The 13,783-nt window shown below is 52.6% G+C and carries 10 protein-coding genes; 4 read left to right on the forward strand and 6 right to left on the reverse strand.

The window, feature by feature from the left end; genetic code table 11:
• Positions 1–2: 2 nt before the first annotated feature.
• From cadA to hmpA, 4 genes are all read right to left on the reverse strand, one after another.
• Complete coding sequence (gene cadA / locus NA330_RS19700) at positions 3–2,147, reverse strand: lysine decarboxylase CadA (protein ID WP_001100652.1); 2,145 nt, start codon at positions 2,145–2,147, stop codon at positions 3–5.
• An 82-nt stretch (positions 2,148–2,229) separates the two neighbouring features.
• On the reverse strand, positions 2,230–3,561 hold the full coding sequence (gene cadB / locus NA330_RS19705) for a cadaverine/lysine antiporter (RefSeq protein WP_000100008.1): 1,332 nt from the start codon (positions 3,559–3,561) through the stop codon (positions 2,230–2,232).
• A gap of 360 nt (positions 3,562–3,921) precedes the next feature.
• A complete protein-coding gene (gene cadC / locus NA330_RS19710) occupies positions 3,922–5,466 on the reverse strand; it encodes a lysine decarboxylation/transport transcriptional activator CadC (RefSeq protein WP_023241642.1) in 1,545 nt (514 codons plus the stop codon).
• A 181-nt stretch (positions 5,467–5,647) separates the two neighbouring features.
• Entirely contained in the window at positions 5,648–6,838 is a 1,191-nt protein-coding gene (gene hmpA, locus NA330_RS19715) for an NO-inducible flavohemoprotein (protein ID WP_000883146.1), read from the reverse strand.
• A gap of 324 nt (positions 6,839–7,162) precedes the next feature.
• Between hmpA and glyA the strand changes: the two genes are divergently transcribed.
• Together glyA and NA330_RS19725 are read left to right on the forward strand one after the other, a co-directional pair.
• Positions 7,163–8,416 carry a serine hydroxymethyltransferase gene (gene glyA / locus NA330_RS19720; RefSeq protein ID WP_000919178.1) on the forward strand — a complete coding sequence of 418 codons (1,254 nt, stop codon included), beginning with the start codon at positions 7,163–7,165 and terminating at the stop codon, positions 8,414–8,416.
• Between the two features lie 195 nt (positions 8,417–8,611).
• Positions 8,612–9,751, forward strand: coding sequence for a 3-phenylpropionate MFS transporter (locus NA330_RS19725; protein ID WP_001173721.1), 1,140 nt, complete (start codon positions 8,612–8,614; stop codon positions 9,749–9,751).
• Here NA330_RS19725 and csiE read toward each other — a convergent pair.
• The gene (gene csiE, locus NA330_RS19730) at positions 9,746–11,023 is read right to left on the reverse strand and encodes a stationary phase inducible protein CsiE (protein WP_000982963.1); all 1,278 of its coding nucleotides are present in this window, start codon (positions 11,021–11,023) and stop codon (positions 9,746–9,748) included. The two genes, NA330_RS19725 and csiE, sit on opposite strands and share 6 nt — an antisense overlap.
• Positions 11,024–11,148: 125 nt before the next feature.
• Between csiE and NA330_RS19735 the strand changes: the two genes are divergently transcribed.
• Positions 11,149–11,787, forward strand: a complete 639-nt coding sequence (locus tag NA330_RS19735; RefSeq protein ID WP_000843762.1) for a DUF1007 family protein — start codon at positions 11,149–11,151, stop codon at positions 11,785–11,787.
• On the forward strand, positions 11,778–12,764 hold the full coding sequence (locus NA330_RS19740; RefSeq protein WP_023241641.1) for a nickel/cobalt transporter: 987 nt from the start codon (positions 11,778–11,780) through the stop codon (positions 12,762–12,764). The genes NA330_RS19735 and NA330_RS19740 overlap by 10 nt, the downstream gene beginning before the upstream one ends.
• Here the strand turns inward: NA330_RS19740 and asrC are convergent, their stop codons facing one another.
• Positions 12,765–13,778: a sulfite reductase subunit C gene (asrC, locus tag NA330_RS19745; RefSeq protein ID WP_000020685.1), complete on the reverse strand. Its 1,014-nt coding sequence runs from the start codon at positions 13,776–13,778 to the stop codon at positions 12,765–12,767.
• Positions 13,779–13,783: the final 5 nt, after the last annotated feature.

The following is a 13,783-nucleotide window of genomic DNA, read 5'->3' on the forward strand; positions in this document are numbered from 1 at the left end:
ACTTATTTCGTATTTTCTTTCAGCACCTTAACGGTGTAACGTCCGTCTGCCTGACGATAGGCGCCGTGGATATCTGTTTCGAAGCCCGGATAGTGAGCGCCGATTTCGCACAGCATTTGCAGGAATTCCAGTACCGGACGGCTTTCCTCGGTGATCATTTCACCAGGCATCACCAGCGGCACTCCCGGAGGGTAAGGAAGGATCATGTTGGCGTTGACGCGTCCAACCATCTCTTCAAGATACACCTCTTCCGTTTCGCCATGCAGCTCTTTCTGGAACGCAGTATACGGCGTCATCACCATTTTCGGCAGCACTTCAAACGCACGGTACATTAAGTCCGGCAGATTATGATGTTCGACCAGTTTATGAATATTCTGCGCCAGTTCCTGGATGCGCATATTTTCATAAAACTCAGGCGCTTCGCGGTACAGTGCAGGCAGAATGTTTTTGACGCGCAGGTTCAGGTCAAAGGCGCGTTTAAATTCAGTGAGTGCGCGCAGCAGGCTCAGAGCTTTGGTTTTGTCGATACCAATGCTGAACAGGAACAGCAGGTTGTATGGACCGGTTTTTTCTACGATGATGCCGCGTTCATCGAGATATTTGGCGACCAGACTTGCCGGAATACCGAACTCATCCATCGTACCGTCTTTCTTCATCCCCGGCGTCAGGATAGTGACTTTGATCGGGTCGAGGTACATGTGTTCGTTATCGATATTTTTGAAGCCATGCCATGCGCTATCTGAACGCAGCGGCCAGCACTCAGCCCCATCGATATGTTCCGGCTGCCATACGTCAAAGAACCAGCCGTCAGATTCGCTTTTCAGACGTTTAATTTCTTTACGGAATTTAATCGCACGTTCAATAGAGCCGTTAATCAGGCGTTTACCCGCATTACCTTTCATCATCGCCGCTGCGGTTTCAGTAGACGCTACGATACCGTAGTGCGGAGAAGTGGTGGTATGCATCATGTAGGCTTCGTTAAAGGTTTCTTCGTTAATGTCGCCTTTAACATGAATCATGGATGCCTGTGAAAACGCCGCCAGCAGTTTATGCGTGGACTGGGTTTCATAAATGATTTTGCCTTCTACACGGTCGCCGCTCATACCGCATTTACCCTGATAAATAGGGGAGAAATTGGTATAAGGCACCCAGGCGGAGTCAAAATGAATGGACTTCACATCCAGAGTTTTCTTGATGTAGTCAGTGTTATACAACAGACCGTCATAGGTTGAGTTAGTAATAACAGCATGGACCGGCCAGGTTGCGTTAGGCGTCTCTTTTACCCGTTTAGCGATAGTGGCGTGCTGGAACTCGCTTTGCGGAATACCGCCAAGAATACCGTAGGCGTTACGGGTTGGGCGGAAATAAATCGGCGTAATGTCGCTCATCATCATCAGATGGGTCAGCGATTTATGGCAGTTACGGTCAATCAGTACCGTGCTGCCTGCCGGCGCGGAGTACATACCGACGATTTTGTTCGCCGTAGAGGTGCCGTTCGTCACCATGTAGCTACGTTCGGCGTTAAAGACGCGGGCGATATACTCTTCTGCTTCTTTATGCGGGCCGGAGTGGTCCAGCAGCGAACCCAGTTCGGAAACGGAAATCGAAATATCGGATTTCATCGTGTTCGGGCCGAAGAAATCATAAAAGATGCTGCCGACGGGGCTTTTCTGGAAAGCGGTCCCGCCCATGTGGCCAGGCGTACAGAAAGTATATTTCCCTTCGCGCACATATTTGAACAGTGCTTTTGTCAGCGGCGGCAGAATATTGTCGATGTATTCATCGGTATTCTGGCGAATTTTCGCCGCGATATCGGCTGCGGCGCCTAAAGCATATTCAAAGAAGCGAACCTGCATTCTCAGATCGTTGAGGCTGACGTCCAGCGTAGAGTAGCTGTTGGCGAAGGCGTACAGCGGCATATACTCGTTCAGCTTGCTAATCTCTTCGCAAAGCTCGAGGTTATATTTATCCCAGTCGAAAATGACGCCGCAAAGGCGGGAGTTATTTTCAATCAGCTTCAGCAGGTCTTCTCGGTCGTTTGGATAGACGATACGGAAATTTAAACCTTCCAGTGCACGATGCAGTTCACGAATAGGCTCTTCTTTAAAGTAGACGCCCATGTGGTTCATGATAGCAATAACGTTCATAGTCTTGTTCCTGGTAAAGTGGGCCCCTCCCGCTACGCTATAGCAGGTGACGAAAGGGGCTTTGAGAAAAAGGAGTTAGCGGTTAAAGCGCTTCAGCCGTATTGTTGTCGCTGTCGTTGTTCTGGCGCTGGTGCATTTTGCGACCGTAGAACATCAGGATGATCAGACTGACGATAAAGGTGCCGGAGAGTTCGAAGGAGCTGGCGCCCATCAGTGCGATGAAGCAAAATGCGCAGCCCAGTACAGAACAAATCAGGCTTACCGAGTTACGGATGTTGAACCCTTCGAAGCGAATCAGGTCAACACAGGAGTAGAAGTACGGCAGCATGGTAAGCAGTACGGCAATCCCGGTCAGTTCGCCGAACAGGTCGGACGCTTTACCGCCGCTGGAGTTCATGATGGTGATCAGAATCATCAGCGCCGTCATTTTCACCGCAGCCAACAGCAGACCTTTTTTCGGAATACCGTTTTTATCCATTTCACCGTAAATTTTCGGGAAGTTGCCGTCGTTGGCGGCGCGAACCCCAGCCTGGCCGACCAGCATCATCCAGGAGCCCAGAGACGTCAGGCAGGCGAAAGCGGTAAAGGCGGAAACCAGCGGCGCAGCCCAGCCACCCAGAATCGTGGAGGTACTGATAGCGAACGGCGCGCCGGAAGAGGCCATAACGGAAGCTGGGAACATCCCGGCGATAACCTGAGTCGCGGCGATATAGATGATGCCTGCCAGCGCGGTACCCAGCATGGTTGCCAGCGGTACGGTGCGTTTCGGGTTTTTCACCATGCCGGTGCTGACGGCGGCAGACTCAACGCCAACGAACGCCCACAGGCAGAGCAGAATACTTTTAACAATGGCGTGAGAGTCGGTCGTCGTGGACGTGTTCCAGTTCGCGTGATAGGTCGCGATATCGAACCAATGCCAGCCGGCGACTGCGGTCAAGACTACCGGGATCAGCACCAGGAATAGGCCAATCGTTGTCAAGCGGCTGACCCAGGCCCCACCCAGCATATTAATAAAGGTGAACAGCCAGACGATAGCAATACAGGCAATACCTGCCGGTATTGGATTATTTAATGCCGGGAAGAACGTAGAAAGATAAGAAACAGCGGTAATACCGATGGCTAAGTTACCAATCCAGTTTGCGTGATAATAAAGAACGCCGGTCTGGAAACCAAACGCCGGAGATATTTCCCCAGCATAAGCGATAGGGCCACCCTGTTGAGGGTTTTTGGTTGCCAGCCTCGCATAAACATAAGCCAGCGACATTGCCCCAATAATAGAAATTACCCAGCCCCAGATGGCAATGCCACCAATACTGGCAAGGTTGGCGGGTAATAATGCAATCCCGCTCCCCATCATATTACCGGCAACGACGCCAGTACAGGCAAATAGCCCGATCTTTTTGACAGAACTCATGTTCATTTCTCCTGAGCTGTATTTTTAAGAACCGGGCTTATGCTTCATATATGCTGCGTGCCCGTTCAACTGTCGACAAGATTAACGAATGGGTTGAGATAAGTCCTAAAGAAAAAGTGAAATAAACACAAACATGAAAAAACTGATAGATTGATTTTTTTGAATTAACATATAAATATCATGAAAAATATCATGAAAGGATAAACATCGTTTAATTACAAAGAGTTATATTTACATTTCTTTGCGATGAATATGTTGCCAAAATTAACATAAGCTATTTTTGGCAACATGTTTTTCACAAAATAAAAGCGAAAAATTTAATATCTTTTCGCTTTTATTCGTCATGGTTCAGCGTTAAATTTAGTCTTCTGCCAGAAAACTATTCAGATAAGGGACAATTTTCTGAACGGATGTCTGAAATACGCCATTTTCGATCCAGTACAGCGTGTTTTCACCTGGACGTAAATTAAAGGCGGTCAGATAGGCATCAGCGGCCAGACGATTCTCACCTTTCATTTCGTAAACTTTCCCCAGCAGGACATAGTTAAACCACGACATTTCAAGCTCGATGCTTTTATTGATTTCCTCATACGCTGCATCGATATCACCTTTGCCTAACAGATCGACGGTCTTGATTTTATAATAAACAGACGTTTTCTCAACGCCCGGAATTTGATCTATTTTTTTAAATTCTTCGTTCAGCGCAGCCACTTGTTCTTTATCAAACGGCTGTTGTGATTGCCGTAATACATCTACCAGCACTTTATATTCATAGGCATAGTTGAAATCAGGCGTTTCCTTAATAATGCCATTCAGAATATCGCTGGCTTTACTTAGCGCCTGCGCATCGCCGCTCAGAATAAGCTGGCGCGCCTCATAAAAACGCATCAGCGCGGTATTTTGCGGCGTTCTGAACAGGGCCAGTTGTTCTCGCATACGATTAGGCCAGGGCTGTGTTAAAACGAAAGACAGGCTATTAAACAGATCATCCTGGATGGACAACTGGTTAGTATTGGTGACGAAATAACGCTTATCCAGCATGGTTGAACCATCGGCGTTATCAATGAGCACCACAGACATAAAGCACTGCTGCGCCCGATAGTGGCGCTGATTGACAAACTGAATGGTTAACGTCTTACCGGAGCTGCTTGGCTCATTGACCCGGTAATTGGTTTTATCGTGCACCATAAAGGTCGAGTAGGTGTTCAGCAAGTCGGTGATTAAGCCGCCCAGACCGATGGCGTAGGACTCCTGCGAGACCCAGTTATTACAGGAATTGCCGCCTTCAAAACGAACATCTATATCTCGTGGGTTAAGTAATAACCGCGTTTTTGTTACCGCGGCATTATGATCTACCACCGACATCACGATAAACACCACCAGCGTCGCCAGCGAGAGCAGGAACATCACCCACGTCCAGAAAGCAGCGATACGCGGCTTTTTCGCCTTTTTAGTCGGCGTTTGCAAAGAGGCGGGCGGCACAGGCGTAGCGGCAGTAACCCCCTCCGTCGGTTCTGCATTCGTCGCTGCGATCGGCGGCGGCGGCGACGTTGATAAATTATCGATCTCATCGCTATTTTCTTCGCACCAGATAACCGGCGCCGTCAGCTTATAGCCGCGTTTAGGTACGGTAACGATGTATTCAGCATTGCTGTCTCCGCCATCTCTTAATGATTTGCGTAGTTCAGAAATGCTTTGGGTGACAACATGGTTGGTCACGATGGTGCGCATCCAGACATGATCAATAATGTTATCCCGGCTTAACACTTCATCCGGATGATGCGCAAAATACATCAGAAGATCGATCAGCCGTGGTTCAAGAGTAATCTGGCGTCCCTGACGACTGATCTGATTAACAGAAGGTGTAACCAGCCACTCTCCAATGCGTACAACAGGTTGCTGCATAAAAAGATGCCCTAACGAGCTAAGTCAAACGTTAATAATAACACGATTTGCACAGACTTTTTTTATTCCCCTTTTTTGTAAAAGAAAGGCATAAAAAGCAGCGCAATAAGCAGGAGAACGGGGAGGAAAACGGGCGTTCGCCTTAACGATAACGCCCGTTTTTTCAGAGGATTTCTTGCAATTACAGCACTTTATGCGGGCCGAAGCATTCGTAATGAATGTTTTCGTTATTCACGCCAAGTGAAACCAGTTGTTTTGCGGCAAACTGCATAAAGCCTACCGGGCCGCAAAGATAGAACTGCATTGCCGGATCGCTGATCGCGGCTTCCAGTTTGCTTAAATCCATCAGCCCTTCGCTGTCAAAGAGGCGTTGGGCGCGATCGGCCTCGGTTGGCTCGCGGTACCAGGTATGGGCAGTGAAACGCGGCAGTGTACGGCCCAGCTCGCTCACTTCGTCGGCAAACGCATGGACGTCGCCGTTCTCCGCCGCGTGGAACCAGTTCACCTGCGCGGTATGCTGTTCTTTCGCCAGCGTATCGAGCATCGCCAACATCGGCGTCTGGCCGACGCCAGCGGAAATCAGCGAAACGGGGGTATCAGCGGCGACATTCATAAAGAAGTCACCTGCCGGCGCAGCCAGATGCACCACATCGCCTACGCTGGCGTGATGGTGTAACCAGTTTGATACCTGGCCGCCGTCTTCACGCTTCACGGCAATACGGTACCCTTTGCCATCGGGTTTACGGGTCAGTGAATATTGGCGGATCTCCTGATGTGCAAAACCTTCCGGCTTCAGCCAGACGCCCAGATACTGCCCGGGACGGTATTCCGCCACCGTACCGCCGTCGACCGGTTCAAACTCAAAGCTGGTGATCAGTGCGCTACGCGGGGTTTTCGCAACGATGCGGAAGGGGCGCGTGCCTTCCCAGCCGCCGTCTTTGCTGGCGTTCTCGTGATAAATCTCGGCTTCCCGATGAATAAAGACGTTAGCCAGTACGCCATAGGCTTTGCCCCACGCGTCCAGCACTTCCTGGCCCGGGTTGAACATTTCATCCAGCGTCGCCAGCAGATGCGTCCCGACGATGTTGTACTGCTCCGGCTTAATCTGGAAGCTGGTGTGCTTCTGCGCGATTTTTTCTACCGCCGGCAGCAACGCCGGTAAATTTTCGATATTGCTGGCGTAGGCCGCGATAGCATTAAACAGGGCTTCGCGCTGATCGCCGTTACGCTGGTTGCTCATATTGAAGATTTCTTTGAGCTCCGGGTTATGCGTAAACATACGATCGTAGAAGTGGGCGGTCAGTTTCGGTCCTGTTTCAACCAGCAGGGGAATGGTGGCCTTTACTGTAGCGATGGTTTGTGCGTCAAGCATACGTGCTTCCTTTATGTGAAAATCTAATGATGTATATCAAATGCATCTTATAAAAATACCCTTGCATTGTAAATGGATCTTCTCTGCTTTACGTTATGGATGTAACAACGTGAAAAATCTGCATCACAAAGCTGAAAAGAAATCCGTTGAAATTCGTCAGGCTCTCGTTCAGGAAACCCTTATCTGACGCACAGGTAATCGTTTGCGTAAAAACCTTTGTCAAGACCTGTTATCGAAGAATGATTCGGTTATACTGTTGGCCGAAGTCCCACGGACTGCCTTTTCAGGCACAAATTTTATTGTTAGCTGAGTCAGGAGATGCGGATGTTAAAGCGTGAAATGAACATTGCCGATTATGATGCCGAATTGTGGCAGGCTATGGAGCAGGAAAAAGTACGTCAGGAAGAGCACATCGAACTGATCGCCTCCGAAAACTACACCAGCCCGCGCGTGATGCAGGCGCAGGGGTCTCAGCTGACCAACAAATACGCTGAAGGATATCCGGGCAAGCGCTACTACGGCGGTTGCGAATACGTTGATGTCGTTGAGCAGCTGGCTATCGACCGCGCGAAAGAACTGTTCGGCGCCGACTACGCTAACGTGCAGCCGCACTCCGGTTCTCAGGCTAACTTCGCTGTTTATACCGCGCTGCTGCAACCGGGCGATACCGTTCTGGGTATGAACCTGGCGCAGGGCGGCCACCTGACTCACGGCTCCCCGGTTAACTTCTCCGGTAAACTGTACAACATCGTACCTTACGGTATCGATGAGTCCGGTAAAATTGACTATGACGAGATGGCGAAGCTGGCCAAAGAGCACAAGCCGAAGATGATTATCGGTGGCTTCTCTGCCTACTCCGGCGTGGTTGACTGGGCAAAAATGCGTGAAATCGCTGACAGCATCGGCGCATACCTGTTTGTCGACATGGCGCACGTGGCGGGCCTGATTGCCGCAGGCGTTTACCCGAACCCGGTTCCGCACGCTCACGTTGTCACCACCACCACCCACAAAACCCTGGCGGGTCCGCGCGGCGGCCTGATCCTGGCGAAGGGCGGCGATGAAGAGCTGTACAAAAAACTGAACTCCGCCGTGTTCCCAAGCGCGCAGGGCGGCCCGCTGATGCACGTGATCGCGGGTAAAGCGGTAGCGCTGAAAGAAGCGATGGAGCCGGAGTTCAAAGTTTACCAGCAGCAGGTGGCGAAAAACGCCAAAGCGATGGTGGAAGTGTTCCTGAACCGCGGCTACAAAGTGGTGTCTGGCGGCACTGAGAACCACCTGTTCCTGCTGGACCTGGTGGATAAAAACCTGACCGGTAAAGAAGCTGACGCCGCGCTGGGCCGTGCTAACATCACCGTGAACAAAAACAGCGTGCCGAACGATCCGAAGAGCCCGTTCGTGACCTCCGGTATCCGTATTGGTTCTCCGGCGGTTACTCGTCGCGGCTTCAAAGAAGCGGAAGTGAAAGAGCTGGCTGGCTGGATGTGTGACGTGCTGGACAACATCAATGATGAAGCCACCATTGAACGCGTGAAAGCGAAAGTGCTGGATATCTGCGCCCGCTTCCCGGTTTACGCGTAAGCGCTTATGTTGTGAAAATGGCCCGATGGCGCTGCGTCTGTCGGGCATTACTTATGCGCCATAACGTGACGCCGCCGGAAGTCATTATCCGGCGGCGTTGTCGTTTGAACTTCTCCCTCCGCCTGTTAACCTTATGTTACCCTTGCCAGCGCAACCGTTTACCGCCAGACTATCGCCTCCAAACGGGAGGGAATCATGGCATTGCATTCCACGCGCTGGCTGGCGCTCAGTTATTTCACCTACTTCTTTAGTTACGGTATTTTTCTGCCCTTCTGGAGCGTCTGGCTCAAAGGTCTTGGGCTAACGCCGGAAACCATCGGTCTTCTTCTGGGCGTGGGTCTGGTCGCGCGTTTTCTCGGTAGTCTGCTCATTGCGCCTCGCGTAAGCGATCCTTCGCAGTTGATCTCCGCGCTGCGCGTACTGGCATTGCTGACGCTGGTATTTGCGCTGGCATTTTGGGCAGGAACGCATGTCGCGTGGCTAATGGTGGTGATGGTTGGGTTTAACCTCTTCTTTTCACCACTGGTGCCGCTGACCGATGCGCTGGCCAATACCTGGCAAAAGCAAATTACCCTGGACTATGGTCGGGTGCGGCTGTGGGGGTCCATCGCCTTCGTGATAGGGTCGGCGCTGACCGGTAAGCTGGTGAGTTTATACGATTACCAGGCGATTCTGGCGCTACTGACGCTCGGCGTCGCCTCGATGTTGCTGGGTATGTTGTTACGTCCCAGCGTGCCGCCGCAAGGGGAAAGCCGTCAGCAGGAGAGCGCAGGCTGGCCCGCCTGGCGTACGCTGGTGGCACAAAGTTGGCGTTTTCTCGCCTGCGTCTGCTTGCTGCAAGGGGCGCACGCCGCCTACTACGGTTTTAGCGCCATCTACTGGCAGGGGGCTGGCTATTCAGCATCGGCGGTCGGCTATTTATGGTCGTTGGGCGTGGTGGCGGAAGTGATCATTTTCGCACTGAGTAAAAAGCTATTCCGCCGGTTTAGCGCCCGCGACTTGCTGTTGCTTTCCGCTGTGTGCGGCGTGGTACGCTGGGGACTGATGGGCTGGAGTACGGCGTTGCCGTGGCTGATTGTGATACAAATCCTGCACTGTGGCACGTTTACCGTTTGCCATCTGGCCGCCATGCGCTATATCGCTGCGCGTCAGGGAAGCGAGGTGATTCGTTTGCAGGCCGTCTATTCCGCTGTGGCGATGGGCGGCAGTATCGCGATTATGACGGTATTTGCCGGTTTTCTGTATCAACATCTGGGCGGCGGCGTATTCTGGATTATGGCGCTGGTGGCATTGCCCGCTATCTTCCTTCGGCCCAAAGTGGTTGCCGCGTCATGATTCCAGGATCTTGCGGATCTGCTGCTGCTGGTGCTCTGTGAGGGTGCGATCCGCATGAATTAATGGCGGTGAGAAGAGCGGTAGCGGCGTGGCGTAAGGGGTAACAATCAGCGCTACGCCGCGCGGGCATCCCTCTTTTTGAAACGCCTGGAGCGATATCCGTCTGATATTCAGCGGCAATAAGGTCAGTTCACGCAGTTGCTGCTCAATATGCGTCTCCAGCGCATCATTTTTATCCGCTAACAATACGATCTGTCTCTCATGCAAATCGTTATCCTGCATTAGCCAGGCGCCGAAAATCACTGCCACCAGCCCCGTCTCTTCCTCGGAAAAGTGGATACCATATTCGGCTTCAAACCCGGCGAGCGCCTCACGTGTGGTGCGAACCAGACGCGGATAAAGACGGTTAAACTCTTCCGGAAGCGTATTATCGATGCCAATCGTGAATAAACTTCGGTTCAGCGCCTGGGCGAGATGGACATACAGCTGATCGTTAAGCCCTTGTTCGTCGCTGAAGCGTACGTTCCCTTTTTCTCGAAAGCGCAGCACCAGCCGCGCCACCTCCAGTCGCAGTTGCTGCGCCCGTTGATGCGTGTCGCGAATCGGGTCGGGGAGGCGAATCATTGAAAACAGTAACGCCATAAACAGCGCTTCATTGAGCGGTGCGGCCTGCATCACGTGGCGCTGCCAGTGACGACCAATTTCCTGGGCGAGTGGATATTCCGCGCACGACTGCGCCCAAATCTGCTGTACAGGGTTGAACTCCGGGGTGATGCCGGCATGGTGTTGTAGTAGACAATACTGTAAAAAGAGACGCAGGAACTGCACGTCGCGATGTTCAAATGGTTTTTGCAACCGGCGGGCGCACAGATTGATGAGCGCGTGCAGATTAATATCGTCATACAGCGGACGCGCGATACCGCGCTGCTTTAGCGCGTTTTTTAAGGCCGGGGTAAACTGTTGCGTGACGAAGGTCGGGCATAAACGCAGGCCGCGCCTGAGCCAGTGTAAAAGGCAAAGGCGCTGATCGAGTGCTGTACCTTCGATCCGATAGCAACCGTTCTGGCATGTTGTGATGGCAAGGCGATGATAGCGCTGGATCTCCAGGCTTGTCTCAGTGATATCCTCACGGGCAGTATCATCATCAACGCCATTAAGCGCGCTGAAGATTTCCACCGTGGCAATTGGCTCCGGCTGGAAAAGCGTCAGCAATACCTGACAGCGGCGCTGGGGAGCGGAAAGTACAGATGGTGGGGCAATTGTCGGCATCATCTGTCAGGTCTCCCGTTAGTTTGTCTGGTAAGGATAGCTAAAGTTTGCGCGTGAAAAATGTGATAAGCGTGCTTTTAGGCCAGGAATGCTGAGGAGCGTCACAGAATTTTTATCGCGAGGAACAGATGAAGTCAGTGAAACGCAGCGCCTTAACACTATTTCTTGCCGTTTTATCTTTCGTGGCGGCGGCGCATCCGCACAGCTTCATCCGTCTGCAAACGCAGGTGGTCAGTGAAAATGAGCAGTTTGTGGCGTTAAAAATGCGCTGGACAATGGACGCGCTGACGTCCGCAGATCTGCTGTATGACGCCGGAAACGCGGCACCGGGGTCAGAAATATGGAAAAAGTTGGCGGCGGAAGTGATGGCTAACGTACTTGGGCAGCACTACTTTACAGAAGTGTGGCGCAATGGCGCGAAAGTGAAGTTTAAAAACAGGCCGACAGAATACGGTATGACGCGTGACGCGCATCAGGCGGTATTGACCTTTACGCTGCCGCTGGCTGAACCGCAGCCGTTAAGCGGACAGACTTATACCTTTTCAACGTTTGATCCCTCTTATTATGTCGATATGCATTATGACCAGGACAGCGATATCACGATGCCGGAACCGCTGCGCGAAAAGTGTCGGATTCAGGTTTATACTCCTGCGCCCGGCGAAGAGACGCTACGTTTCGCCCAGTCGCTGGATAAAGAGGACGCGCCGCCGGAGGATATGGATTTAGGTAAACAGTTTGCCCAAACGGTGACCTTGCAATGTCAGTAATTTTTTCTCAACGCGCTCCGGGGCGGCGCTGGCTCTCGCTGTGGCCACTGGCGTTATTCCTGTTGCTGATGCTGGTTGGCGGTCTGTGGATATGGCAGGCCTGGCCGCAGGTGATGTTGAAAAGCGCTCTTTGGCAGCGGGACGTAAATCAGCAGTTGAGCGTGCTGCTTAACGCGGTGGCGACGCATCCTGAGCGGGCGGGCAGATCGTTGCTTCTGCTGAGTTTTATGTATGGCGTGCTTCATGCGCTGGGGCCGGGACACGGCAAAGTGGTGATCGCGACATGGCTGGCGACGCATCCTTCGAAGTTGAAATCGAGTATCGTGTTAACCCTCGCCGCCGCGTTATTACAGGGGCTCGTGGCTATCGGGTTGGTGGTGGGCGTGCTGACCGTATTGCAACTTCCGGCCAGGCAGCTCCATCTGAGCGGTTTCTGGCTGGAAAAGGGGAGCTATGCGTTAGTTGGCGGGCTGGGCATCTTGCTGTGCTGGCGGGCCATAAAAAGGTTACGCGCGCTGCTACGTAAACCTGTCTTTATCGCTTTTACGCCGCGCCATGTTCACCATGAAAAATGCGGCTGCGGACATCAGCATCTACCGACGCAGGAACAATTGCATAGCGGCGATGACTGGCGCGTGCGACTCATGATCGTACTGTCTATGGGGATGCGGCCCTGTTCCGGCGCGATAATGGTGCTGTTATTCAGTAAAGTGATTGGCGTTTTTAGCTGGGGAATGGTGTCGGTACTGGCAATGGCGGCGGGAACCTCGCTAACGATTACCTCGCTGGCGCTGCTGGTACACACTTTTCGTGCTCTGGCGGTGAAACTCAGTGGAAACAAAGCGCCGGCGTTATGGCGGCAGGTAGGCTGGTCAACGCTGGCGCTGGCCGGAGGGGTGATACTGCTTGTCGCGGCGCTGGTCATGTGGTTTAGCGTGCCGCAGCCTGTGGGCGGGCTGCGGCCATGGCGTGGTTGATTAGTGCCCGGCGGGTTTGAGATGCATCCGCGCGACGGATTCGTCTTCGGCCCAGTAAATGCGTTCGGCGACCATCGCTTCCGGATTGAGCTGAACGCCGCGCAGTACCCGTTCTTTAAAACGCAGGTAGCCGCCTTTGTCGATCAGATGGCCCATATGTAGATAGATCGGTTTTCCGCCGAGCATCTCTTTTTCAAATTCATACAGGTTAACGATCACCTGCTTTATCACATCTTCAGTCACCCAGTTGAGGAAGAGCTTGCCGACGCGCGGCGTCTTTTTACTGGTGCGTCCGCCCAGACGGACTTGCCAGAGCTGATCCGGCTTACGTTGCCAGGCCAGCGTCGGACAGGCCAGCACGCACTCGCCGCAGCCGATACAGGCGGACTCTTCTTTGACCGCTTTGCCGTTCTTCAGCGCCAGGCAGCCTACCGCGTGGTGACTACAGGCCTTCACGCAGGCGCCGCAACCGATACAGCGATCGGCAGTGAAGCGCATTTTCGCCACGCCAATAATTCCCAGATCGGCCATTGACGCCTTCGCGCAATCATTCGGGCAGCCGACGATGACCGTTTTGAGATGATAAGGGCTGGGATAGACCAGTTTTTCAAGACGACGGGACAGGCCGGTCGTGTCAGTGTTGGCTTTCTGGCAAATGCGGTTCCCCTGACAGGCGACAATATTTCGCCCGCCAATAGCGAGATAGCCCGCTTTGGTATCCTCAACCTGGACGTCGCACAGTTCTATTTCAATCTCGCGAAGAAACGGCTCCAGCGCAGCGTTCACGTTGTCGATATCTTCGTAACGGATACCCGGCATCGCCAGCTTCTGGCGGGTAGTGAGGTGAATTTGTCCGTTGCCCCAGGTTTCGGCGATGTCACGCGCCACCGTTAGCAAATGCGCAGGCAAAATACCACCGGGAATGCGGACGCTGATCATGGCTTCGCCGCGCACTTTTGACAGGCGATATTCGTTTTTCGCACGGGCTTTAATGATATCAATATCAATGCTCATGATGT

This window comes from Salmonella sp. NW722 (assembly GCF_051702785.1).
In the GTDB taxonomy this organism is placed as follows: Bacteria; Pseudomonadota; Gammaproteobacteria; order Enterobacterales; family Enterobacteriaceae; genus Salmonella; species Salmonella enterica.